Origin of the sequence: Rhizobium binxianense (genome assembly GCF_028994275.1) — a bacterium.
Lineage (GTDB): Bacteria > Pseudomonadota > Alphaproteobacteria > Rhizobiales > Rhizobiaceae > Rhizobium > Rhizobium binxianense.
Window position 1 is genome coordinate 3,914,882 of record NZ_CP118713.1, and the last position, 23,679, is coordinate 3,938,560.

Sequence of the window (23,679 nt, forward strand, 5' to 3'; positions counted from 1 at the left end):
GTTTATATCATAGGCATCGAACGGCAGCGGGTGACGCCCACGCCGAATCGCCAGGACAAAAGCAAAGGAGTGACGCCATGGGTATGGGACGTTTCAGCACGGCCGACTGGGCCGCCTACAATGCACGCCATGTGGATGGCCGCAGCCGGTCCGAAGTCTTCGGCGCCACCGGCATCGATCCGCAATTCGATCCGGCGCGCTTTGCCGCCCGCGAGAGCCGCGACAGCGCCTACAATCCGCAATCGACTCCGATTATTCTGGCCTCGGATGTGACCGGCTCGATGGGCATGATCGCCCACGAGCTGATGCGCGGCGGGCTCATCACCCTGACATCGGAGATCTACGACCGCCGTCCGGTATCCGATCCGCACATCATGGTGGCGGCGGTCGGAGATGCGTTTACCGATGCAGCACCTCTGCAGGCGACCCAGTTCGAGGCCGATATCTCGCTTGCCAGCCAGATCCGCGCCTTGTGGCTGGAAGGCAATGGCGGCGGCAATGACGGCGAGAGCTACAGCGCCGCCCATCTTTTGGCGGCTCTCAAGACCTCGACCGATGCCTTCGAAAGACGCGGCCGCAAGGGCTATCTCTTCACCATCGGCGACGAGCCGGTGCACAATGGCCTGGCCGCCCATCAGATCGCCCGCATCTTCGGCATCGAAGCGCCGCGCGGTCTGAGCGCCCGGGAATGCCTCGCGATGGCGCAGAGATCCTACGAAGTCTTCCACATCATCATCCGCGAAGGCTATGCGGCCACCAGGCTCGACCGGGTGCTCGCGAGCTGGCAGCCGCTGCTGCCCGGCCGCACCTTCGTGCTCGATGATTACAGGCGTATTGCCGAGTTGGTGGTGTCGATCATCGAGATCACCGAGGGTCGCGACCCCGGCGACGTGGCCGCCAGCTGGCCCGGTGCGGCAGCCGCAGTCGTCGCTAAAGCCATCGGCGAACGCCCGAAGCGGCGTCTGCTGCCTTTCTTCTAAATCAGATATTCCAAGAGCCCCGGCGCGATCGCTTCGGGCGCCCTTTTGAGGAGCAGAATGATGAGTACCGAAGCACAGGCCGTGATCGGCGCGCTTTACGGCGACGAAGGCAAGGGACTAATGGTCGATCGCCTTGCCGCGGCGACACCGGCGGCCGTGGTGGTTCGCAGCAACGGCGGTGCGCAAGCCGGCCACACGGTGGTTGGTGAGGCCGGCGCCCGCCATGTCTTTCACCATATCGGCTCCGGCAGCTTTGCCGGGGCCGCCAGCCATTTCAGCCGCTTCTTCGTCGCCCATCCGATGCTGCTGCTCGACGAATTGGCGGCCCTCGATGCGCTTGATGTCAAGCCCGACATCAGCAGCGATCCGCGCGCCTCGGTGACGACGCCGTTCGACGTCATCATCAATCAGGCCCTGGAGCTGGCGCGCGGCGCCGCCCGTCACGGCAGTTGCGGCCTCGGCTTCGGCGAGACCGTCGAGCGCAATCTGCGCCCGGAATTCGCCCTGTCGACGAAAGATCTGTTCCGCCCCGATCTGCACGACCGCCTGGTCTTCATCCGCGACGCCTGGGTGCCGGTCCGGCTTGCCGCGCTCGGCATCACCGCCTTGCCCGCAGACCTTGCCGCCGCACTGGCTGACGAAACCACCATCGCCCGCTTCGAGGCCGATTGCGCCGCCTATCTCGACCGCGTCACGCTCTGGCCCGACCGACGGCTGTGCGAGCGCGGCGCTGTGATCTTCGAGGCCGCCCAAGGTTTGCTGCTCGATCAGGATGGCGGCGGCTTTCCCCATGTCACCCGCTCGAATACCGGGCTCTCAAACATGCTCGCTATATCAGCCGAGGCCGGCATCACCGAGCTCAACGCAACATATGCGACGCGCTGCTATACCACCCGGCACGGCGCGGGCCCCCTCAAAGGGGAAATTTCCGCTCTGCCCGGCATCAAAGTCGTTGATCCCACCAACGCGCCAAACGAGTGGCAGGGTAGCCTCAGGCTCGCCCCGCTCGATCTCGGCGTGTTGCGCGACGCCATTGCCCACGATCTGGCGTTGGAGCGCAGCGGTATCACGGTCAGCGCCGGGCTGGCGGTGACCTGCCTCGATCAGGCCGACGATGGCTTTGCCGTGACGGATCGCGGAGAGGCAATGCGGCTTGATCCTGCCATAGCGGCAGCGCGCATATCGGAGCTTGTCGGCCTGCCGCTCTCCGCCGAAAGCTGGGGACCGCGCCGCGGTAATGTCAGGCTGTGTGTGGATGTCGATGCCGCGCGAATCGCGGCGCAATAAAAGAGCCCGCGCGGCATGCCGGCGGGCTCCTGTCGAATTCGAAGGCGCAGCGTGATTACTTCGCGAGGTTGCGTTTGCCGAGCGTGCGCAGGCGCAGCGCATTGAGCTTGATGAAGCCGGCCGCATCCTTCTGGTCGTAGGCGCCCTGGTCGTCCTCGAAGGTGACGAGCTTGTCGGAATAGAGCGACTTTTCGCTCTCGCGGCCGATGACCATGACATTGCCCTTGTAGAGCTTCAGCGTCACTTCGCCTTCGACATGCTCCTGGCTCTTGTCGATCAGCGCCTGCAGCATCTCGCGCTCCGGCGAGAACCAGAAGCCGTAATAGATCAGCTCGGCGTAACGCGGCATGATCTCGTCCTTGAGATGGGCAGCACCGCGGTCGAGCGTGATCGATTCGATGGCGCGGTGCGCCGAGAGCAGGATCGTGCCGCCTGGTGTTTCGTAGACGCCACGCGACTTCATGCCGACAAAGCGGTTCTCGACCAGATCGAGACGGCCGATGCCGTTGTCGCGGCCGTAATTGTTAAGTGTCGCGAGCAGCGTCGCCGGCGACATCTCGACACCGTTGATCGAGACCGCATCGCCCTTGCGGAAGCCGACCTTGATCACCGTCGCCTTGTCGGGCGCAGCCTCAGGCGAGATCGTGCGCATATGCACATATTCCGGCGCCTCCTGAGCGGGGTCCTCGAGAACCTTGCCCTCGGAAGAGGAATGCAGAAGGTTGGCGTCGACGGAGAACGGCGCCTCGCCCTTCTTGTCCTTGGCAACCGGGATCTGATGCTGCTCGGCAAAGGCAAGCAGGTCGGTGCGGCTCTTGAACGCCCAGTCGCGCCACGGCGCGATGATCTTGATGTCGGGGTTCAGCGCATAGGCGGAGAGTTCGAAGCGGACCTGGTCGTTGCCCTTGCCGGTCGCACCGTGGGCGATCGCATCCGCGCCCGTCTTGCGGGCGATATCGATCAGATGCTTGGAAATCAGCGGCCGGGCGATCGACGTGCCGAGCAGGTAGACGCCTTCGTAGACGGCATTGGCGCGGAACATCGGGAAGACGAAATCGCGCACGAATTCCTCGCGCACATCCTCGATATAGATCTCCTTGATGCCGAGCATCTCGGCCTTCTTGCGCGCCGGCTCCAGCTCTTCGCCCTGGCCGAGATCGGCGGTGAAGGTGACGACTTCGGCGCCGAGTTCCGTCTGCAGCCACTTCAGGATGATCGAGGTGTCGAGACCGCCGGAATAGGCGAGAACGACTTTCTTCACGTCTTTGTATGATGCCATGATGATGAGGTCCGTTGCATAAAAGGCCGGCGAAAACCCGGTATCGCGGCACTTTTAGCGAGATTGGCGCGTGACGCAAGGGCAAGCCGGACACCACAAGCCCAGTTTAGAGATGGGCCGCGATATTCATGCGCCGATGCAGGATGCGAATAACTATCAACGCTTCTTCGGTATCAGCGTAAATGATGAAATGCGAGCGAAACGCCAGAGCGGTGTAGCCGCTCCTCAATCCAATGATTTTGCGGCCACGCTTTGTCTGTGCTGCAAGCGCCCCGCAGTCATCCCGGAGTGCAAGGATATAGTCCTCCGCTTGATCCTGCCCCCATTTCTCTTCGGTATAGTCATAAATCCTGTCGATATCGTCGGCAGCGGCTGGCGAGAGAGCAAGCGTTTTCATTGGCGGCTGCGGCGTGCTCGCTTCCCCTCCATAAAAGCATCAAAATCAAAAGGCCGTGGCTTGCCGGATTTCTCACCGTCGATAATGGCTGCCTCGATTGCTGCAAGCTCCGCCTCGCGCTGCAAAAGCCTCAAACCGGCGTCGATCACCTCGTCTGCAGAGCCATAAGTTCCCTGATCGAGCTGATTGCCGATAAATTCTTCCATGTGATCATCGATTCTGATGGACACGACCTTGGCCACGCGCGGGTACCTCGCAGGTTTGACTTGCACATCGAAACTACCATATTCGCCAGCGTCCGAACAATGCTCGAGGAGAGGCTGCCCGTGACCAATATTCAAGACATTTTCAAGAAGTCCAATGTTGCCGTCATCACCGGCGGCGCCTCCGGCATCGGCCTTGCCGCGGCGAAATATTTCGCCGGACGCGGCATGAGCGTGGCGATCGCCGATCTCGGCGGCGATCGGCTGGCCCATGCCGCCGACGAACTCAAGGCCATTGCCGGCGAGGAAAATGTGATGGCGGTCGAGACCGACGTCGCAGTCAAGGAATCCCTGGAAGCGCTCGAACGCACCGTGCTCCAGCGTTTCGGCCGTGTGCACGTGCTGATGAACAATGCCGGCATCGGCCCGGAAACCTCGATCTTCAGCCCGCAGGCGAACTGGGACCATATCTTCGCCGTCAACCTGATGGGCGTGATCAACGGCACCCGCACCTTCGGTCCGAAAATGCTGTCGCATGGCGAGCCTGGCCTGATCATCAACACCGGCTCCAAGCAGGGCATCACCACGCCGCCCGGCAACCCCGCCTACAACATCTCCAAATCAGGCGTGAAAGTCTTCACCGAAGCGCTGGAGCATGAACTTCGCAACATCGAGGGCGGGAAGATTTCCGCCCATCTTCTGATTCCCGGCTTCGTCTTCACCGGCCTCACCAAGGGCGACCGCTCGGAAAAACCGGCCGCCGCCTGGACGCCGGAGCAGACGGTCGATTTCATGGTCGAGAGCCTAGAACGCGGCGATTTCTATATTCTCTGCCCCGACAATGACGTGGCGCGCCCGGTCGACGAACGCCGCATGGCCTGGGCAGCCGGCGATATCATCGAGAACCGTCCGCCGCTGTCACGCTGGCACAAGGACTATGCGGAGAAGTTCAAGGCCTACCTGGAACAGAAGTGATCGGCGCTATTAGAAGGTTTGATTGGTAATTTTCTGAAAGCCGGGTAAGAAATCCTTCGATCTTCCCGGCTTTCAGAGTGTGCCATGGATTTCCTGCCCAGCCTGCCGACCCTTTTGGCCTTTGCCGCCGCGACGCTATTGCTGGCGGCGACCCCGGGTCCAGACATGACGCTGTCGATCAGCCGTTCGCTGGCCCAGGGCAGGAAAGCGGCCCTTTTCGTCGTCGTCGGCACCAGCCTCGGCATCGTCGTCCACACCATGCTGGTCGCTTTCGGCATTTCGGCGCTGATCACCGCCTCACCGACCGCCTTCCTGATCCTGAAGACCGGCGGTGCTGCCTATCTGTTCTGGCTGGCGCTACAGGCGATCCGCTTCGGCTCCAAGCTCACCGTCGCCAAGGTCGAAGAGCAGAAGGGCACCGCACTTTCGAACATCTCGTCGGGTTTCTGGGTCAATCTTCTGAACCCCAAGGTCATCATCTTCTTCATGACCTTCCTGCCGCAATTCGTCAGCGCCGGCGATCCCGCCGTCACGCAGAAGCTGCTTTTCCTTGGGCTTTGCTTCATCCTGATCGGTATGCCGGTCAATGCCGGCGTGGTCTTTGCCGCCGACTGGCTGGCCTCCTGGCTGCAGAACAACAGGAAGGTGCTGCGCGGCATGGACTATACCTTCGCCGGCGTCTTCTCGATCTTCGCTGCCAAGATCCTGCTCACCCAGGCCAGATAATCAGCCGATCCCGCGGTCGCGAAGCGATCCGCACGCTGTCGGCGTTAGCTAGCCGATCAGCAACGCATCGTCATCGAGCGTCTGGCCGCGCATCTTGCGGAACATGGCGATCAGGTCCTCGACCTGCAGGTTCTTTCTGTTGTCACCCGCCACATCGAGAACGATCTCGCCGCCATGCAGCATAATCGTGCGGTGGCCGTAATCCAGCGCCTGCCGCATCGAGTGCGTCACCATCATCGTCGTCAGCTTGCGCTCGGCAACGATCTTCTGCGTCAGGTTCATCACGAACTCAGCCATCCCAGGATCGAGTGCTGCCGTATGTTCGTCGAGCAACAGCACTTCCGAGCCCGCCAGCGTCGCCATGACGAGAGAAACGGCCTGCCGCTGCCCGCCGGAGAGCAGATCCATGCGGTCTTTCAGGCGGTTCTCCAGACCGAGATTGAGCTCGGCGATCCGTTCCTTGAAATAGTCGCGCCGCTTGCTGCCGAGCGCCGATACAAGTCCGCGCTTCTCTCCACGCCGGGCCGCCAGAGCGAGATTTTCCTCGATCGACAAGGCGCCGCAGCTTCCCGTCAGCGGATCCTGGAAGACACGCGCCACCAGGCCGGCGCGCGCCGCCGTCGATTTGCGTGTGACCTCGTGCTTGCCGATCAGCACTTGCCCTTCGCTCGGAATGACGTCGCCGGCGAGCACGCCGAGCAATGTCGATTTGCCGGCGCCGTTGGAGCCGATGACGGTGACGAAGGAGCCTTGCTCGATGGTCAGGCTGACGCCGTTCAGCGCCTGCTTCTGCAGCGGCGTGCCGCGCCCGAAAACAACCTTGATGTCCTTGACGCTGATCACGATGCGGCACCTCCGCGAAGACGGGGAAGGATGAGCGCCACGGTCACCAGCACCGCCGTCACGAAATTGAGGTCGGATGCCTGCAAGCCGATGACATCGCTCGAAAGCGCCAGCTGGATCGCGATGCGATAGAGGATCGAGCCGAGCACGCAGCCGATCAACGCAATCAGCAGACCGCGCCGCCCGAGCAACGTCTCGCCGATGATGACGGCGGCAAGCCCGACGACGATCGTGCCGACGCCTGAGGTGACGTCGGCAAAGCCGTTCGTCTGAGCAAACAGCGCACCACCGAAGGCGACCAGCGCATTGGAGATCGCCATGCCGAGATAGATCTGCCGGTTGGTATCGACGCCCTGGGCGCGGGCCATCCTTGCATTGGCGCCGGTCGCCCGCATGGCAAGCCCGGCATCACTTTCCAGGAAGCGCCAGACCAGGATGAGCGCGACGATCACGAGCACGCCGACGAAGAGCGGCCGCACGTAGAAATCACGCAGGCCATGGCCGAAGAACGGGCTGATCATCGTATCGGCATTGATAAGGGCGACATTGGGTTTACCCATCACCCTGAGATTGACGGAAAACAGCGCAATCATCGTCAGGATCGAGGCGAGCAGATTGAGGATCTTGAAGCGCACGTTGAGCAGCGCCGTCACCATGCCGGCGCCGGCACCGGACGCCATCGCGATCAGCGCCGCGAGCCAGGCATTGACGCCGGCAATGATCAGCACCGCGGTCACCGCCGCGCCGAGCGGAAAGGAACCGTCCACCGTCAAGTCGGGAAAGTCGAGAACGCGGAAAGCGAGATAAACGCCGAGAGCGACGAAGGAATAAACCAGGCCGAGCTCGACGGCTCCCCAGAATGCGATTTGGCTCAAGGCTTTCAGCCCCTTTTTGTGTCCGTTCCGCCCGTCGCGAAACCGGAGCCTTTTAATACAGGGAGCCGCCCCCGTGCAAACGGGGGCGGCTGAATGCGGATAAGCCGATGAAATTATGGCCGATTATTCGATGACTTTGTTGGCGCGCGAAAGCACGCTTTGCGGCAGGGTGACGCCCATGTTCTGAGCTGCGGCCTTGTTGACGACGAGGTCGCTACCGGCGGCGGTCTTGACCGCGATGTCGCCGGGGTTTTCGCCCTTCAGCACCCGCACGACGATCTCGCCGGTCTGCTTGCCGACATCGTAATAGTTGAAGCCGAGGGCGGCGATCGAACCGCGCGAAACCGAATCCGTATCGGCGGTGAAGAGCGGCAGCTTGCTCTCTTCGGCAACCGCGACAGCACCTTCGAGCGCCGAGATGATCGTGTTGTCGGTCGGGACGTAGATCACATCGGCGCGTCCGACGAGAGCGCGTGCTGCGCCCTGGACCTCGGCCGACTTGGTGGCGGCCGATTCCACAACCGTCAGTCCGGCCTTTTCGGCCTCGGCCTTCAAGACAGCGAGCAGCGAAACGGAATTCGCTTCGCCGGAATTGTAGAGATAACCGATGGTTTTCGCGTTCGGCACGATTTCCTTGATCAGCGCCAGATGCTCGGCCACCGGCGACATGTCGGAAAGGCCGGTGACGTTGCCGCTGGGCTTGTCCATATCCTTGACGAGCTGGGCGCCGAGCGGATCGGAGACGGCGGTGAAGACGACCGGAATGTCACGCGTCGAGGAAACGACCGCCTGGGCCGAGGGCGTGGAGATCGGCACGATGACATTGGGCTCGTCGCCGGCGAACTGGCGGGCGATCTGGGCAGCGGTGGCCGGATTGCCCTGCGCCGACTCGAACACGAATTTCAGGTTCTCGCCTTCCTTGTAGCCGGCAGCCGTCAGCGCATCGAGAACGCCTTTGCGGGCTGCATCCAGCGCCGGGTGCTCGACGATCGCCGTCACGGCAACCGTCACATTGTCAGCCTTTGCCGGCAGGGAAAGGGCCAAAGTGGCGGCAAGAGCGAGCAGAATCGGGCGCATGGGTGTCCTCCTGAATGATTTTGGCGGCACTATTAGGAAAAGCGCATGCTTAAATCAATGCAGGAGAATTGTAGCGAGGATCAAACTTGCTGATCAGTCGTCGGCGCCGTGATTGGCGATCATCATCGCCTCGAAGGCCAGACGCTCGGTCTTGCGCATGCGCTCGGATTCCGATTTCAGCTGGCCGCAGGCGGCAAGAATGTCGCGGCCGCGCGGCGTGCGGATCGGCGAGGCATAACCTGCCGAATTGATGAAATCGGCGAATTTCTCGATCTGCTCCCAGTCGGAACACTGATAGTTGGTGCCGGGCCAGGGATTGAACGGAATGAGGTTGATCTTCGCCGGCACGCCCTTCAACAGCTTGATCAGCCCCTTGGCGTCTTCCAGACTGTCGTTGACATCCTTCAACATCACATATTCGAAAGTGATGCGCCGAGCGTTCGAAAGGCCGGGATAGGCCCGGCAGGCATCGATCAACTCCTTCAGCGGATACTTCTTGTTGATCGGCACCAGAATATCGCGCAGGTCGTCGCGCACCGCATGCAGCGAAATCGCCAGCATGACGCCGATCTCCTCGCCGGTGCGGAAGATCTCCGGCACGACGCCCGAGGTGGAAAGCGTCACCCGGCGCCGGGACAGCGACAGGCCGTCGCCATCGGTGGCGATCAGCAATGCCTGCTTGACGGCATCGAAATTATAGAGCGGCTCGCCCATGCCCATCATGACGATGTTGCTGACCTTGCGGCCTTCGGCAGGCATGATCGTTCCCTGCGGCGCTTCGCGATCCGGGAAGTCGCCGAGCCGGTCGCGGGCAAGCAGCAGCTGCGACAGAATTTCCTCGGCCGTCAGGTTGCGCACCAGCCGCTGTGTCCCGGTATGACAGAAGGAACAGGTCAGCGTGCAGCCGACCTGGCTGGAGATGCAGAGCGTGCCGCGGCCCTCTTCCGGAATATAGACGGCTTCGATCTCGACCGGGCGGCCTGCGCCGCGGGCGGGAAAACGCAGCAGCCATTTGCGCGTGCCGTCATTGGAGACCTGCTCCTCGACGATCTCGGGACGCTCGATGGTGAAATGCTGCTTGAGCATCTCCCGCATGTCCTTGGCGACATTGGTCATATGGTCGAAATCGGAGACGCCGCGCACATAGATCCAGTTCCAGAGCTGCGCGACGCGCATCTTGATCTGCTTCTCGGCCACACCCTTTTCACGGAGTGCTGCCGCCATCTCCTCGCGCGACAGCCCGATCAGCGACGGCTTCTCGACACCGGGAGAGAGGCGGGCGGCCTGGGGCTTGTTGACGACGATCGCATCCATCACGGACATAGTCTTTCATCCTGAATTCGAACACGTAACCGTTTCGCAAGCCGCGGACTTCAGGGTCTGATCCGGAAGACTGCGGGCGCATGACGGCACATTGGCAGAAATTGATGGCGGACGGCGACTGACATCGCGATCTGTCCGCTGTTTGCGCGGCCTTTAGCATCATTTTGCTCGCGCGTCACTACAAAGCATGTCGCGCAAAAGTGTGCAGCGGTTTTGCGGAAACCAAGGACCTAAAGCGCGGCAAGGCTCTAGATGGAAATAACGAAGGCCGGCGCAAGGCCGGCCTTTTGAACTCTGTCGACGAAACGCTGCTTACTTGCAGCTTTCGATCTGCTTCAGCGCCGCCGAGATGCCCGAGAGCGAATAGCTGTAGGAGGTGCCGGTGCCCTTGCGCGAGACGGCATTCACCGTCATCGAATGGCCGGTCTTCATCGCCGCGACCAGGGCCGGCTCCTGCGCGGCATTCTCGACCCAGCCGGCCTTGTCCTTGGTGAACATCACGAAGGTTTTGTTGTCGATGACGACATTGATCTTCGAATTTTCCTTCACCGTATAGCCCATCATCGCCTGCGGCTCATAAGAGATGTTCTGGCCCGGACGCTGCGAGACGATGAAGAAGTTGTCGCCGTGGTCGACGCTTGCCGGCTGCTTTGCCGTCGGAACGGACAGCACGTAGCAGACGGTGCTGTTCCCCGACTTGTAGGAGTAGGCGCCCCATGCCTGGAACTGCTGGATGCGGTTCGGCGCGGCCTGCTGCGCTGTCGCAACTCCGGCCATAACAAGGGTGAGTGCGAGAGCGGATACGATACTTTTTACAAACATGGATTCCTGCCGGTTCTTGCGATTCAAGGCCCGAAGCGATCATAGCGGGCGCCGCATAATCACGATCTGCTTTATTTTGACTTAATTCAGGTTACCAAATGGTCAACAATAGCTGCGATTTGTATTTGCCTGTGTCATTTCAGCTCGAATGTCATTTTCGACCCTTTGACGGTATCGGCCGCGACACGGTGCCCCGATGGCACTGGCCGTCCGTTCGGCTGAATTTAAGACACAAAGATTCAGGCAAGAGTTTGACCTTTCCCATTTCCGTTGTACCTCATTAAGGCTTGGAAATCCGGGACGAAATTTCGCCGCAGGGGGCTCGTGAGGAGACATGGATGCCGAGGAAAGACAGCGTTTCGCTTCCCTCGCGAAGGCCGTCGCCAGGGATCGCGACCAGCAGGCCTTTTCCATCCTGTTCGACTATTTCGCCCCCCGCCTGAAGGCCTGGCTGATGCGCCAGAAAATGACGTCGGGCGAGGCCGAGGAACTGGTGCAGGAGATCATGATCGTGCTCTGGCACAAGGCAGATCTCTACGATGAGACGCGAGCTTCACTCTCGACCTGGCTTTTCCGCATTGCCCGCAATCGCCGCATCGACCTGCAGCGCCGCACCAATACCCGCATCTTCGATGAGACCGACCCGGCCCTGCAGCCGCCGGCCGAGATCGGCGCGGAAGACATCATCGCCAATGACGATCGCGACGCCAAGATACGCGCCGCTGTCGGCCAATTGCCGGAGGAGCAGCGCGACATGCTGCGCGCCGCCTTCTTCCTCGGTCAATCGCATTCGGAGATCGCCGAATCAACCGGGCTGCCGCTCGGCACGGTGAAATCGCGCATCCGGCTTGCCTTCGGCAAGCTTCGCAAGGTGCTGGAACGCGAAATCGCCTGACGCATATCGCCCAAAACTGTGCAGCGCTTTAGATCGTCTTCATCGCTTCCGGCCGGTCGGCGAGAACACGGTCGGCCGCTTCGTAATGGCCGGGCCGGATATGGCCGCGCACCATGGCGAAGGCGGCTGAGAGCACAGCGATGTCGTCGGAAAAGCCGATGACGGCGAAAACATCGGGAATCATGTCTATCGGCATGACGAAATAGGCGAGCGCTGCAAGCAGCACGCCGCGCACCTTGGTCGGTGTTTGCGGATCGAGCGCGCAATAGAAACCGGCGACCACATCGCGAGAGAAGGGGATTTGCCGCACCGCCCGCCGGAACGTCGGCCAGAATTTCTGCCTTACGGTCTTCTCGCGCCGGCTCTGGGTGTCGTCGTCGCCCGGCAAGAGGATTTCCCCGAATTTAACCTCGTCCATCCCTGCATCCCTTTCGTCCAAGCGAACATATGGTGATGGCGGACCGGCTTTCAATCGGCCCCACTTTCAAACGACACGTCGCGCCGCAGCCTTCTCCATGGCTTTGGCAAGCTTGAAATCCAGCTCCGTCAGTCCGCCGGCATCATGCGTGTTGAGCGTCACATCCACTCGGGAATAAACGTTGAACCATTCGGGATGGTGGTTGAGCTTCTCGGCGGCGAGTGCTGCCTGCGCCATGAATCCGAAAGCCTCGATGAAATTTGAAAACTTGAATGTCTTCGAGATCGCGGAGGCCGCATCGTTGAGCGCCCAGCCTGCAAGCCCGGCCAGCTCAGCCTCGACCGCCGTCCGTTCCAGTTTTTCCATTTTCATGCGATCGTCCTCTCATCTGTCGACAGGTTTACCGATGAAACGCATCAGCATCCTCTTCGTTTGCATGGGCAATATATGCCGTTCTCCGCTCGCGGAGGGAATTCTTCGTCAGCTCGTCGCCGAAGCAGGTTTGACCGGCCATTTTACGGTCGATTCGGCCGGCACCGGCGGCTGGCATGAAGGTGAGCCGCCCGACCGGCGTTCGATCGCCACCGCGAAAAGCCACGGTATCGATATATCAGGACAGCGCGCCCGCCGCATCAGACCGAGCGACCTCTCGGATTTCGACCTGATCCTGGCCATGGACCGGCAAAATCTGGCGGCGCTCGGCAAGAGCGCACGACCTGGGGCAAACATCCATCTCTTTGGTGAGATCGCGCTGAGAACGGGAGAGGATATTCCCGATCCCTATTATGGCGGCCCGGATGGTTTCGAGTTGGTCTATACCAGGCTCTTGGCCGGCTGCAGCAGTCTGCTCGAAACGCTGGGCGTCGAACGTGCCTCGTGCAGCGGAAACACTTCCTCGGTGAGGTAAGGGCCGCCGCCGACCGATTCGCGCGACGACAGCAGCACGAAGCGCGGCGCAGTGAAGGTCGCCGTGTGGAAATTGCCGCGACCCGCCAGATATTGCACGACATCGTCGAGCCGCGAGGATTTGAGCCGGGCCAGCGTCACATGCGGCGTGAATTTGCGCGGATCCGGCGGCAGGCCGATGCGCTGGCAGATGCGCTCGATCTCACCCTGCAGGGCATACATTTCAGGCGATTGCGAAACGCCGGCCCAGACCGAATGTGGTTTCTTCGAGCCGAAGGAACCGATACCTTCGAGCCTGAACTGGAATTCCGGCCGGTCGATCCGGTCGAGGCGTTCGACGATTTCATCGGCCGTGCGGCCGTCGACATCACCTATGAAGCGCAGGGTGATGTGGTAATTCTCCACATCGATCCATCGTGCTCCGGGGAGGCCACCGCGCAGCAATGAAAGGCTCATCGCCGCATTGCGCGGAATTTCGAGGGCGGTAAACAGTCTCGGCATCACGAGCACTCCCCGAATCTTTTGCAGGTGCTTACACGGAATCACGCAATCAATGGCCGCGCAAGCCCCTATTTCTTCACAGTAGAAATCGTTTCGACGAAATTTGTGACAGCAGGCTCCATCTTTTCGACCATGACGTCGACCCCTCTCGCATTTGGATGCATGCCGTCGTCGAGCTTCAACCCAGCCTCCAGCGCGACGCCGTCAAGAAAGAAGGCATAGAGTGGAAGCTTATGTTTTTCCGAGAGTTTCTGATAGATCGGATTGAATCGTGCGGCATAATCCGCTCCCATGTTCGGCGGCGCTATGATACCGGCGAGCAGCACGGCAATCCCACGCTCCTTTAGCCGGGTAATCATTTGATCGAGATTCTTCTCGCTCTCCTCCGGCGGGACGCCGCGCAACGCATCGTTGGCGCCAAGCTCGAGAATGACCCCATCGGTGCCGTCGGGCACCGACCAGTCGATGCGCGCAAGACCTGCCGTCGTCGTGTCGCCGGAGACCCCGGCATTGGCAATGGTGACGTCGAGACCCTTTGCCTTCAGGGCCGCCTGCAGCTTTTCCGGAAAACCGTCGCCGGGCGGCAGCTGATAGCCCGCCATCAAACTGTCCCCAAAACCGACGAGATTGATCGTCCGGGCATTGGCTGCAGCGGCAAAGATCAGCGAAACGGCGATGACGGTGAATTGAAGCGCGGCAACTTTAAATCTCATCCTGGCTTCCCTAGATTGGCGAAGTGCTGTTATGCGGCCATTCGATTACGGATTATATAGGGCGATTTCTGTTGGCAAAAACCATCATCGAGTTGAAGGGTGCCGATCTCACCCTTGGCAGTGCGGCCGCCTCCGTCCATGTGCTGAAGGGCATCGATCTCGATGTCGCGGCCGGCGAATCCGTCGGCATCGTCGGCCCGTCCGGTTCCGGCAAGTCCACCCTGCTGATGGTGCTTGCCGGTCTGGAGAAGCTCGACAGCGGCGAAATCAACATCAACGACACGCCGCTCCACGCGCTGAGCGAGGATCAGGTGGCGGATTTCCGCGGCCGCAACATCGGCATCGTCTTCCAGTCCTTCCACCTGATCGCCAATATGACAGCGCTGGAGAACGTCGCCGTGCCGCTGGAACTCGCCAATGTCGGCAACGCCTTCGAGATCGCCCATCGCGAGCTGAATTCGGTCGGCCTCGGTGAACGGCTGAACCATTATCCCGGTCAGCTTTCCGGCGGCGAACAGCAGCGCGTGGCGATCGCCAGGGCGCTCGCCCCCTCGCCCGCTTTGCTGATCGCCGACGAGCCCACCGGTAATCTCGACACCGAGACCGGCCGCCAGATCGCCGACCTTCTGTTCGCCAAGCAGGCAGAACGCGGCATGACCCTGCTTCTCGTCACCCACGACGTCTCGCTTGCCAACCGCTGCTCGCGCCAGATCCGCGTCCGTTCCGGCAGGATCGAAGGCGACAGCGCCGCCCGCCGCAGCGAGGCGGCGATCGCATGAGGATCATCACACCGCGCGTGTCGCTCGCTTTTCGCCTGGCGCTGCGCGAGCTGCGCGGCGGCATCCGCGGCTTCTACATTTTCCTGGCCTGCATCGCCCTCGGCACCGGCGCGATCGCCGCCGTCAATTCCGTTTCGCAGTCGATCACCGACACGATCGCCTCGCAGGGGCAGGAACTGCTGGCGGGCGACGTCCGCTTCGAGCTCAACAACCGCGAAGCCACGCCTGAGGAGTTGGGTTTCCTCGAAGGCCTGGGCACGGTGTCGGTCTCGACGGGCCTGCGCTCGATGGCCCGCAAGCCTGACGGTTCCGACCAGGCGCTGGTCGAGGTCAAGGCGGTCGACGACGCCTACCCGCTCTACGGCAAGTTCGTCGCCGAGCCGAACTATCCGCTCGCAGCCCTGCTTTCAGGCCAGGGCGGCACCTATGGCGCGGTCGCAGCGCCGCTGCTTCTCGATCGGCTCGGCCTTGCGGTCGGCGACGAATTGCTGCTCGGCAATGTCAAGCTCAGCGTAACAGGCACTGTTAAAACCGAGCCGGATGCGCTGTCGGAAGGTTTCGGCTTTGCGCCGCGCCTGCTCGTCAGCCGCCGGGCGCTCGAAGCCTCCGGGCTGATCCAGACGGGAAGCCTGGTCGAGCATGCCTATAAGATCCGGCTGGAAAACAAGGCCGCGATGTCGGGCATCCAGGCGCGTGCCGCCAAGGAATTCCCCTCCGCCGGCTGGGCGATCCGCACCAGCGACCGCGCCGCACCCTCGCTCACCGAAAACATCACCCGTTTCTCGCAGTTCCTGACGTTGGTCGGTCTCACCGCGCTGATCGTCGGCGGCGTCGGCGTCGCCAATGCCGTGCGCGCCTTCCTCGATGCCAAACGCACCACCATCGCCACCTTCAAATGTCTCGGCGCGCCGGCGCAGGTCGTCGTGCTGATCTATCTCTTCCAGATCGCTATCATCGCGCTTGGCGGCATCCTGATCGGTCTGATCATCGGCGCCCTGTCGCCGATCTTCGCCGCGCAGTTCCTGGCGCAATTCCTGCCGGTCTCGACCACGCCGACCCTTTATCCCGGCGCCCTGCTGCTTGCGACGCTCTTCGGCATCCTGACGACGCTGGCCTTCGCCATCCTGCCGCTCGGCCATGCCCGCGAAGTGCCGGCGACCGCACTCTTTCGCGAGCAGGGCTTCGAAGCCCGCCGCCTGCCGTCCTGGCCCTATATCCTGCTTGCCGCGCTGTTCATGGCCGCTCTCGCCGGCCTCGCCGTCCTCACCGCCTATGACCGCTTCATCGCCGTCGTCTTCGTCGGCGCGATCGTCTTCGCCTTCGTCGTCCTGCGCCTCGTCGCAGCAGCGATCGCCTGGCTTGCGCGCCGCAGCCCGCGCGTCAATTCGCCGGCGCTGCGGCTTGCGATCGGCAACATCCACCGCCCCGGCGCACTGACGCCCTCGGTCGTGCTCTCGCTCGGCCTTGGCCTGGCGTTGCTGGTGACGCTGACCCTGATCGACGGGAACCTGCGCCAGCAGCTGACCGGCCGCATGAACGAGGGTGCGCCGAACTTCTTCTTCGTCGATATCCAGAGCGCCGAGGTCGACGCCTTCCGCGATCTCGTCCAGGCGCAGGCGCCGCAGGGAAAGCTCGTCGAAGTGCCGATGCTGCGCGGCCGGATCGTCGCCTTCAACGGCGAGGACGTCACCAAGATGGACGTGCCGGCGGCCGGCCGCTGGGTGCTGAACGGCGACCGCGGCATCACCTATGCCAACACTCTGCCTGAAAACGCCGCCCTCACCGAAGGCAGCTGGTGGGACAAGGATTACAGCGGCGAGCCGCTCGTCTCCTTCTCCTCGGAAGAGGCCCATGAACTCGGCCTCAAGATCGGCGACAAGGTGACCGTCAACGTGCTCGGCCGCAATATCACCGCGAAGATCGCCAATCTGCGCCGCGTCCAATGGGAATCGCTGTCGATCAATTTCGTCATGGTCTTCTCGCCGAACACCTTCCGCGGCGCCCCGCATGCCTGGCTGGCGACCCTGACCGATCCCTCCTCGACACCGGCCGAAGATGCGGCGATCCTGAAATCCGTCACCAACACCTATCCGACGATCACCAGTGTGCGCGTCAAGGATGCGATCGATATCGTCAATCAGCTGGTCGCGCAGCTGGCGACCGCGATCCGCGCCGCAGCCTCCGTCGCCCTCATCGCCTCGATCCTCGTCCTTGCCGGCGCGCTTGCCGCCGGAAACCGGGCGCGCACCCATGACGCGGTGGTGCTGAAGACGCTCGGCGCCACGCGCGCCATGCTGATCCGCGCCTTCAGCTACGAATATCTGATCCTCGGGCTCGCAACCGCAATCTTCGCGCTGATCGCCGGCGGCGTCGCCGCCTGGTTCATCGTCGCCCGCATCATGCGCCTGCCCTCGGCCTTTCTGCCCGACGTCGCGGGGCTGACGCTGGTGACCGCGCTCGTCCTGACCGTCGGCATCGGCCTGATCGGCACCTGGCGCATCCTCGGGCAGAAAGCGGCACCTGTCTTGCGCGAGCTTTGAGCCGGCAGCGGCACCCAAACCCTTCACCTTACGGCGATTTAACCGGCCGAGCCCTCGCAAGGCTCTTGTTTGCGAGGGGCGAAAGCCTCATATTATCCGCAGGCATGCTGGAGCTCCGCAGCGGCGCCCGGGTCGAAAACCCCGACACCGTATCTCCATCGGAGCTTGTAAGAGGAAACTATGGCTGATCTTCGTAACTATCAAAGCCGCGCTCAGACCGGCGAGATGATTGATCAAGGCCTGCGCGCTTATATGCTCAAGGTCTACAACCTGATGGCGCTGGGTCTGGCGATCACCGGTGTGGCCGCATATCTGTCGTTCCAATTCGCTTTCGCCAACGGCGAACTGACCGCTTTCGGCCAGGCGATCTATGTGAGCCCGCTGAAGTGGGTGGTCATTCTGGCGCCGCTGGCTCTGGTGTTCTTCCTGAGCTTCCGGATCCATAGCATGACGGTGAGCGCCGCCCAGACGACGTTCGCGATCTATGCCGCGCTTGTCGGCCTGTCGCTCTCGTCGATCTTCCTGATCTACACCGGCCAGAGCGTCGTGCAGACCTTCTTCGTCACCGCCGCCTCCTTCGGCGCGCTGTCGCTTTACGGCTACACGACGAAGCGTGACCTGTCGGCGATGGGCTCGTTCCTGATCATGGGTCTCTTCGGCCTGATCATCGCATCGCTGGTCAACATCTTCCTGGCTTCGTCGGCCGTGCAGTTCGCGATCTCGGTTCTCGGCGTTCTGATCTTCGCAGGCCTCACCGCCTACGACACACAGCGGATCAAGGAACTGTACCTGGAAGCCGATGACGTCGCTGTCGCCGGCCGCAAGGCGATCATGGGCGCACTGACGCTCTATCTCGACTTCATCAACCTCTTCATGTTCCTGCTGCAGTTCATGGGCAATCGCAAATAAGCAGGCACGCTGAGATCGAAAAGGCGGCTTCGGCCGCCTTTTTTGTTGCGCCGGTTTCGCAGCAGTGGTTTTAGGTAAGCCCGCTCATTCCGATGGACCAGCCGCCGAAATGTCCTTCCTCCTGCGCGATGCCTCGCAAGCCGACATTCCCGCCATTGCCGATATCTATCGCGAATCCGTCCTGAACGGCGTGGCGAGCTATGAGATAGTGCCGCCCTCCGAGGCCGAGATGACGCAGCGTTTTTCGGCGATCGTCAGCCAGCGCTATCCTTATATCGCCGCCGTCGATGCCGATGGAGGTCTGCTCGGCTATGCCTACGCCTCGGCCTTTCGCACGCGCCCCGCCTATCGCTGGATGGTCGAGGATTCGATCTATCTGGCCCCTGAGGCGCGCGGACGCGGCATCGGCAAACTGTTGATAGCCGAGCTGATCAACCGCTGCACCGATCTCGGTTTCCGTCAAATGACCGCCGTCATCGGCGGTGCCAGCCCTGCCTCGATCGCGCTTCATCTCAAGGCAGGCTTCGTGGAGGTTGGGCTGATGAGGGGCACCGGCTACAAGCACGGCCGTTGGCTGGATACGATGTTCATGCAGCGCGCCCTCGGCGAGGGCATGACAACCGCTCCGGATCCGTCCACCTATCCCGGCACGCTGTTTGCCGGCTGATACGGCCTACTTGTCGACGAGCTTCAGGGCCTTGTCGAACACCTTCAGCACCTGATTCAGCTCGTGACCGCGCTTCAGGATCGTGCCATGGATATTGATCACCGAATAGGCGCCCTGCTTGGCCGCCATCTTCGGATTTTTCTCGATGCGGAAGAGCGGCATTTCGCCGGAGCGCTTGAAGACGGAGAAGACCGCCTTGTCCTTCAGGTGATCGATGGCGTAGTCGCGCCATTCGCCGTCGCCGACCATGCGGCCGTAGATCCACAGGATCGCGTCCAGTTCGCGCCGATGAAAAGTCACCGGAAGCGGGTCCTTGCTTTGTTTGTATTCCCTGAGATCGACGACGACTGAGGAACTATTGTCGACGGAACGGCTTTCGCCGTGTCGCAAATCCGGCTGATCTGTCATCAGGTCTCCCAAGGCCTCCGCTTGTGACAGGAGAGTGACAGTGTGCCCGACCCGCCGCAAATTGCAAGAGTACCGCCCGTCACATTCGGCCGCACCTGATAGCGCTAACGCTTTCTCTGCAGCGCCGCATTTCAGTCAAAACAGCGCCTCATTTGCAGGAGAATTATGAATCCCCGGTTTGGCGCCAGCGCGCCAAAGGGCCCGGCGGAGCGTATCGACCTTAACCCCAGCCCCGAATACGCTCAGCCGGGCCGCCCGGTACTTCATCCGCAACCGGATGAAATCTCAGATGTTTTTTCCAGCCATCACCACGGTCGCGCCAAGGATCGCAGCCGGATCGCCGTTGTCGGTCGCCGATTGTAGCAGGATCGCGCAGCCTTCGAGCTGCGGCCGCTGCAGGACGCTCGCCGGCAGCGTCAGACTGGTCGCCTTGCCGTCCCACATACCGACCGTTTCGACATTGGTGACGCTGTGCAGATAGGAGATCTTCTTCCCGCTGTTTTCGCCTTTTTCGACGTCGATCGTCTTTTCCTTGTCGAAATAGACCATCACGACATTGGCTTTGCCCTGCCCCGCGCCGATCTTGATCTCCAGCTCGTCGCCGCGCATCGCCGCGCTGATCGGGACGGTCAGCCCGTTGCCTTCGCTGCTATAGGTGTCGATCTTGCCGTTGATGCCGTTGAGATCAGCGCCGGCCAGATGGCCGCGCCCGTTGACGATGGCCTGCGGCGTGTAGACGTTGCTGCGGCCCATCGTTCTGGCATAGCCGTATTGCCGCTCGGTGTTTTCCTTGGAGCTCAGCGTATCGGCCCAGCCGAGATAGTTCCAGTAATCGACATGATAGGCGAGCGCGATGACATCGCCCTGGTTCACCAGCTTGCGGAAAGCGGCATCAGCCGGAGGACAGGAAGAGCAGCCCTGCGCCGTGAACAGTTCGACGACACCTTTCGGCGTGCCGTCTTCGGCCTGCAAGGGGCCTGAGAGAACAACGCCGGCGATCAGCGGAATCAAAAAACGGGGGGACATTCACCTGCACCTCTTTTTCAGCGCCGACGGCGTGTTGGAACCGGAGGCTCTGACATATGAACGTACGAATAATCCTTCCGGGTCCAAACGAAAAGTCACGAACGGGTGAGACGCAGCGCTGCCGGAACCCGCGGAAAACAAATCATCGTGAGCTGGCCAAATTACTGTCGCCGCAAAGAAAAGCCGCCGGAAACTGCTCTCCGGCGGCCATTATCAGTCGAGTCTCTTAAAAATCAGGCAGCGAGATCGCGCAGAACCGTCTGCAGGATGCCGCCATTGTTGAGGTAGACCACCTCGTCGAGCGTATCGACGCGCGACAGCAGCGGAACTTCCTTCACGGTGCCGTCGCCATAGGTGATCTTGGCGATCTTCTTCTCGCGCGGCTTGATCTTTTCCAGACCTTCGATGGTGACGAGTTCGTCGCCCTTGAGGCCGAGGCTCTGCCAGGTCGTGCCCTCTTCGAAGACGAAGGGAATGATGCCCATGCCGACCAGGTTCGAGCGATGGATACGCTCGAAGGACTGGGCGACCACCGCCTTGACGCCGAGCAGGTTGGTACCCTTGGCAGCCCAGTCGCGGGAAGAGCCGTTGCCATATTCGACACCGGCGAAGATCACCAGCGGCACGCCCTCGGCCTTGTACTGCATCGCCGCGTCGTAGATCGAGGTCTCTTCCTTCGACGGGTAGTGGATGGTGTAGCCGCCTTCCTTGCCGTTCGGGCCGAGCATGTGGTTGCGGATGCGGATATTGGCAAAGGTGCCGCGCATCATCACTTCATGGTTGCCGCGACGCGTACCGTACTGGTTGAAGTCGGCAACGGCAACCTCGTGGCCGAGCAGGTAGGCGCCTGCCGGCGATGCCGCCTTGATCGAACCGGCCGGGGAAATATGGTCGGTGGTGATCTTGTCGCCGAACAGGCCGAGAACGCGGGCGCCCTTGATGTCGGAAACGCCAGTGCCCTTCTTACCCATGCCGACGAAGTAGGGCGGGTTCTGAACATAGGTCGAATTGTCGTCCCAGGCATAGGTCTGGCCCGGCGGAACCTGGACGGCCTGCCAGTTGACGTCGCCCTTGAAGACATCGGCGTACTTGGATTCGTAGAGCTCGCGGGTGACGTATTTCAGGATGAATTCCTGGACTTCCTTCGAAGTCGGCCAGATGTCCTTGAGATAGACCGGGTTGCCGCTCTGGTCCTCACCGATCGGCTCCCTGGTCAGATCCTTCTGCACCGTGCCGGCAAGCGCATAAGCGACGACAAGCGGCGGGGATGCGAGGTAGTTCGCCTGCACGTCGGGCGAGATACGGCCTTCGAAGTTACGGTTGCCGGAAAGAACGCCGGAAACGATGAGACCTTTGTCATTGATCGTCTTCGAGATCGGCGCCGGCAGCGGGCCGGAATTGCCGATGCAGGTGGTGCAGCCGAAGCCGACGAGGTTGAAGCCAAGCTTGTCGAGATCGGCCTGCAGGCCCGACTTGGCGAGATATTCGCCGACGACTTGGCTTCCCGGTGCCAGCGAGGTCTTCACCCACGGCTTCGTCTTCAGGCCCTTGGCAACGGCGTTGCGGGCGAGAAGGCCGGCAGCGATCAGCACCGACGGATTGGACGTGTTGGTGCAGGACGTGATGGCGGCGATCGCCACGTCGCCATGGCCGAGATCGAAGTCCGTGCCTTCGACGGCATAGCGGTTGTTGAGTTGGCCGGGCTTCTTGTAGTCGGCATCCATGGAGCCGGCAAAACCGGTCGCGATGTTCTCGAGCGAGATGCGGCCTTCCGGACGCTTCGGACCGGCCATCGACGGCACGACGTCGCTGAGATCGAGTTCCAGCGTGTCGGTGAAGACGAGCTCGGAGCCGTCGCCCTCACGCCACATGCCCTGTGCCTTCGAATAGGCTTCGACGAGCGCGATACGGTCCTTGGTGCGGCCGGACATGTTGAGGTAGTTGATGGTTTCGCCGTCGACCGGGAAGAAGCCGCAGGTCGCGCCGTATTCCGGGCCCATATTGCCGATCGTCGCGCGGTCGGCGAGCGGCATATTGTCCATGCCGGGGCCGAAGAATTCGACGAACTTCGAAACGACGCCCTTCTTGCGCAGCATCTGCACGACGGTGAGGACGAGGTCGGTGGCGGTCACGCCTTCCTTGAGCTTGCCGGTCAGCTTGAAGCCGATGACTTCGGGCAGCAGCATCGAGACCGGCTGGCCGAGCATCGCGGCTTCCGCTTCGATCCCGCCCACGCCCCAGCCGAGAACGCCGAGACCGTTGATCATCGTCGTGTGGCTGTCGGTGCCGACGCAAGTATCGGGATAGGCGATCGTCTCGCCGTCCTCTTCCTTGGTCCAGACGGTCTGGCCGAGATATTCGAGATTGACCTGGTGACAGATGCCGGTGCCGGGAGGCACGACGCGGAAATTCTTGAAGGCCTGCTGGCCCCACTTCAGGAAGCGATAGCGCTCGCCGTTGCGCTGGTATTCCAGCTCGACATTCCTCGCGAAAGCCTGCGGCGTGCCGAATTCGTCGACGATGACGGAGTGGTCGATGACGAGATCGACGGGAACGAGCGGGTTGATCTTCTCGGGATCGCCGCCGAGCGACACCATCGCGTCGCGCATCGCGGCAAGATCGACGACGGCGGGAACGCCGGTGAAGTCCTGCATAAGCACGCGCGCCGGCCGATAGGCGATTTCGTTTTCGACCGCGCCCTTATTATCAAGCCATTGGGCGACGGCCAGGATGTGCTCCTTGGTGACCGACTGGCCGTCTTCGAAGCGCAGCAGGTTTTCGAGCAGCACCTTCATCGAATAGGGAAGCTTCGAGACGCCGGGCAGACCGTTTGCCTCAGCCTTGGGCAGGCTATAATAGACATAGTCTTTCCCGTTCACGGAAAGCGTGGAACGACAATTGAAACTGTCAAGAGATTTAGACACGAGAGACCCCGTTTCTGATAGCCAACACAGTCGTGCGAACGCCTATGCACTTAATGCACATCAGGATGCGGGTACGGCCATTTCCGCTGTCCGCACGTGGAACAGACGCTCCAAGTTCGGCGCAAGGATGAAATTCACGCCGACCGCTGGCGTGGTTGCAGGTCTTATAGATAATTTCCTAAAAACTTGCCATACCCGAACGCAGT

General features: G+C 61.6%; 25 protein-coding genes. 10 read left to right on the forward strand and 15 right to left on the reverse strand.

Annotation, left to right across the window (positions count from 1 at the left end; all coding sequences use genetic code 11):
• Nucleotides 1-77 precede the first annotated feature (77 nt).
• Complete coding sequence (locus tag PO860_RS19185; protein ID WP_273884472.1) at nt 78-980, forward strand: hypothetical protein; 903 nt, start codon at nt 78-80, stop codon at nt 978-980.
• Between the two features lie 60 nt (nt 981-1,040).
• Nucleotides 1,041-2,267: an adenylosuccinate synthetase gene (locus PO860_RS19190; protein ID WP_273884470.1), complete on the forward strand. Its 1,227-nt coding sequence runs from the start codon at nt 1,041-1,043 to the stop codon at nt 2,265-2,267.
• Between the two features lie 55 nt (nt 2,268-2,322).
• Here the strand turns inward: PO860_RS19190 and PO860_RS19195 are convergent, their stop codons facing one another.
• The 3 genes from PO860_RS19195 to PO860_RS19205 all read right to left on the reverse strand — a co-directional run bounded on the left by PO860_RS19195 (nt 2,323) and on the right by PO860_RS19205 (nt 4,185).
• Nucleotides 2,323-3,546: an argininosuccinate synthase gene (locus tag PO860_RS19195; protein WP_183608611.1), complete on the reverse strand. Its 1,224-nt coding sequence runs from the start codon at nt 3,544-3,546 to the stop codon at nt 2,323-2,325.
• Nucleotides 3,547-3,652: 106 nt separating this feature from the next.
• Nucleotides 3,653-3,943: a type II toxin-antitoxin system RelE/ParE family toxin gene (locus tag PO860_RS19200; RefSeq protein WP_273884469.1), complete on the reverse strand. Its 291-nt coding sequence runs from the start codon at nt 3,941-3,943 to the stop codon at nt 3,653-3,655.
• Nucleotides 3,940-4,185 (reverse strand): type II toxin-antitoxin system ParD family antitoxin, encoded by a 246-nt coding sequence (locus PO860_RS19205; RefSeq protein WP_273881409.1) that lies wholly within the window; start codon nt 4,183-4,185, stop codon nt 3,940-3,942. The genes PO860_RS19200 and PO860_RS19205 overlap by 4 nt, the downstream gene beginning before the upstream one ends.
• An 84-nt stretch (nt 4,186-4,269) precedes the next feature.
• On the opposite strand from PO860_RS19205, the gene PO860_RS19210 reads away from it, so the two are divergent.
• Both PO860_RS19210 and PO860_RS19215 read left to right on the forward strand, forming a co-directional pair.
• Complete coding sequence (locus tag PO860_RS19210; RefSeq protein ID WP_183608609.1) at nt 4,270-5,121, forward strand: SDR family NAD(P)-dependent oxidoreductase; 852 nt, start codon at nt 4,270-4,272, stop codon at nt 5,119-5,121.
• 84 nt (nt 5,122-5,205) lie between these two features.
• Nucleotides 5,206-5,847 carry a LysE family translocator gene (locus PO860_RS19215; protein WP_183608608.1) on the forward strand — a complete coding sequence of 214 codons (642 nt, stop codon included), beginning with the start codon at nt 5,206-5,208 and terminating at the stop codon, nt 5,845-5,847.
• 48 nt (nt 5,848-5,895) lie between these two features.
• Here PO860_RS19215 and PO860_RS19220 read toward each other — a convergent pair whose 3' ends face one another.
• The 5 genes from PO860_RS19220 to PO860_RS19240 all read right to left on the reverse strand — a co-directional run bounded on the left by PO860_RS19220 (nt 5,896) and on the right by PO860_RS19240 (nt 10,787).
• Nucleotides 5,896-6,690: an ABC transporter ATP-binding protein gene (locus PO860_RS19220; protein ID WP_171604563.1), complete on the reverse strand. Its 795-nt coding sequence runs from the start codon at nt 6,688-6,690 to the stop codon at nt 5,896-5,898.
• The gene (locus PO860_RS19225) at nt 6,687-7,565 is read right to left on the reverse strand and encodes an ABC transporter permease (protein WP_273881407.1); all 879 of its coding nucleotides are present in this window, start codon (nt 7,563-7,565) and stop codon (nt 6,687-6,689) included. Before PO860_RS19225 ends, PO860_RS19220 begins: the two co-directional genes overlap by 4 nt.
• A 123-nt stretch (nt 7,566-7,688) precedes the next feature.
• Nucleotides 7,689-8,642, reverse strand: coding sequence for an ABC transporter substrate-binding protein (locus PO860_RS19230; RefSeq protein WP_273884468.1), 954 nt, complete (start codon nt 8,640-8,642; stop codon nt 7,689-7,691).
• 93 nt (nt 8,643-8,735) lie between these two features.
• On the reverse strand, nt 8,736-9,965 hold the full coding sequence (gene rlmN / locus PO860_RS19235) for a dual-specificity RNA methyltransferase RlmN (protein WP_273884467.1): 1,230 nt from the start codon (nt 9,963-9,965) through the stop codon (nt 8,736-8,738).
• A 312-nt stretch (nt 9,966-10,277) separates the two neighbouring features.
• The gene (locus PO860_RS19240; RefSeq protein WP_097610316.1) at nt 10,278-10,787 is read right to left on the reverse strand and encodes an invasion associated locus B family protein; all 510 of its coding nucleotides are present in this window, start codon (nt 10,785-10,787) and stop codon (nt 10,278-10,280) included.
• A gap of 334 nt (nt 10,788-11,121) precedes the next feature.
• Between PO860_RS19240 and PO860_RS19245 the strand changes: the two genes are divergently transcribed.
• Nucleotides 11,122-11,682, forward strand: coding sequence for a sigma-70 family RNA polymerase sigma factor (locus PO860_RS19245; protein WP_273884465.1), 561 nt, complete (start codon nt 11,122-11,124; stop codon nt 11,680-11,682).
• A gap of 28 nt (nt 11,683-11,710) precedes the next feature.
• On the opposite strand, the gene PO860_RS19250 is transcribed toward PO860_RS19245, so the two are convergent.
• Both PO860_RS19250 and PO860_RS19255 read right to left on the reverse strand, forming a co-directional pair.
• The gene (locus PO860_RS19250; RefSeq protein ID WP_183608590.1) at nt 11,711-12,100 is read right to left on the reverse strand and encodes a YkvA family protein; all 390 of its coding nucleotides are present in this window, start codon (nt 12,098-12,100) and stop codon (nt 11,711-11,713) included.
• A gap of 66 nt (nt 12,101-12,166) precedes the next feature.
• Nucleotides 12,167-12,472, reverse strand: a complete 306-nt coding sequence (locus tag PO860_RS19255) for a 4a-hydroxytetrahydrobiopterin dehydratase (RefSeq protein WP_183608589.1) — start codon at nt 12,470-12,472, stop codon at nt 12,167-12,169.
• A 34-nt stretch (nt 12,473-12,506) separates the two neighbouring features.
• Here PO860_RS19255 and PO860_RS19260 point away from each other — a divergent pair, with 34 nt between their 5' ends.
• Nucleotides 12,507-13,007, forward strand: a complete 501-nt coding sequence (locus tag PO860_RS19260; RefSeq protein ID WP_273881402.1) for a low molecular weight protein-tyrosine-phosphatase — start codon at nt 12,507-12,509, stop codon at nt 13,005-13,007.
• Here the strand turns inward: PO860_RS19260 and thpR are convergent.
• Together thpR and PO860_RS19270 are read right to left on the reverse strand one after the other, a co-directional pair.
• Nucleotides 12,914-13,507 (reverse strand): RNA 2',3'-cyclic phosphodiesterase, encoded by a 594-nt coding sequence (gene thpR / locus PO860_RS19265; RefSeq protein ID WP_183608587.1) that lies wholly within the window; start codon nt 13,505-13,507, stop codon nt 12,914-12,916. The genes PO860_RS19260 and thpR overlap by 94 nt on opposite strands.
• 68 nt (nt 13,508-13,575) lie before the next feature.
• A complete protein-coding gene (locus PO860_RS19270; RefSeq protein ID WP_273884464.1) occupies nt 13,576-14,220 on the reverse strand; it encodes an arylesterase in 645 nt (214 codons plus the stop codon).
• A 71-nt stretch (nt 14,221-14,291) separates the two neighbouring features.
• Between PO860_RS19270 and PO860_RS19275 the strand changes: the two genes are divergently transcribed.
• The 4 genes from PO860_RS19275 to PO860_RS19290 all read left to right on the forward strand — a co-directional run bounded on the left by PO860_RS19275 (nt 14,292) and on the right by PO860_RS19290 (nt 19,115).
• Nucleotides 14,292-14,999: an ABC transporter ATP-binding protein gene (locus tag PO860_RS19275; protein ID WP_183608585.1), complete on the forward strand. Its 708-nt coding sequence runs from the start codon at nt 14,292-14,294 to the stop codon at nt 14,997-14,999.
• Complete coding sequence (locus tag PO860_RS19280; protein WP_273884463.1) at nt 14,996-17,539, forward strand: ABC transporter permease; 2,544 nt, start codon at nt 14,996-14,998, stop codon at nt 17,537-17,539. Before PO860_RS19275 ends, PO860_RS19280 begins: the two co-directional genes overlap by 4 nt.
• A gap of 180 nt (nt 17,540-17,719) precedes the next feature.
• On the forward strand, nt 17,720-18,448 hold the full coding sequence (locus PO860_RS19285; protein WP_097617953.1) for a Bax inhibitor-1/YccA family protein: 729 nt from the start codon (nt 17,720-17,722) through the stop codon (nt 18,446-18,448).
• 109 nt (nt 18,449-18,557) lie between these two features.
• Complete coding sequence (locus tag PO860_RS19290) at nt 18,558-19,115, forward strand: GNAT family N-acetyltransferase (RefSeq protein ID WP_273884462.1); 558 nt, start codon at nt 18,558-18,560, stop codon at nt 19,113-19,115.
• A gap of 6 nt (nt 19,116-19,121) precedes the next feature.
• On the opposite strand, the gene PO860_RS19295 is transcribed toward PO860_RS19290, so the two are convergent.
• The 3 genes from PO860_RS19295 to acnA form a co-directional block, all read right to left on the reverse strand.
• A complete protein-coding gene (locus PO860_RS19295) occupies nt 19,122-19,523 on the reverse strand; it encodes a DUF2794 domain-containing protein (protein WP_097617951.1) in 402 nt (133 codons plus the stop codon).
• A 285-nt stretch (nt 19,524-19,808) separates the two neighbouring features.
• The gene (locus PO860_RS19300) at nt 19,809-20,549 is read right to left on the reverse strand and encodes a DUF1223 domain-containing protein (protein WP_273884461.1); all 741 of its coding nucleotides are present in this window, start codon (nt 20,547-20,549) and stop codon (nt 19,809-19,811) included.
• A 233-nt stretch (nt 20,550-20,782) separates the two neighbouring features.
• Nucleotides 20,783-23,473 (reverse strand): aconitate hydratase AcnA, encoded by a 2,691-nt coding sequence (acnA, locus tag PO860_RS19305; protein WP_273884460.1) that lies wholly within the window; start codon nt 23,471-23,473, stop codon nt 20,783-20,785.
• Nucleotides 23,474-23,679 lie beyond the last annotated feature (206 nt).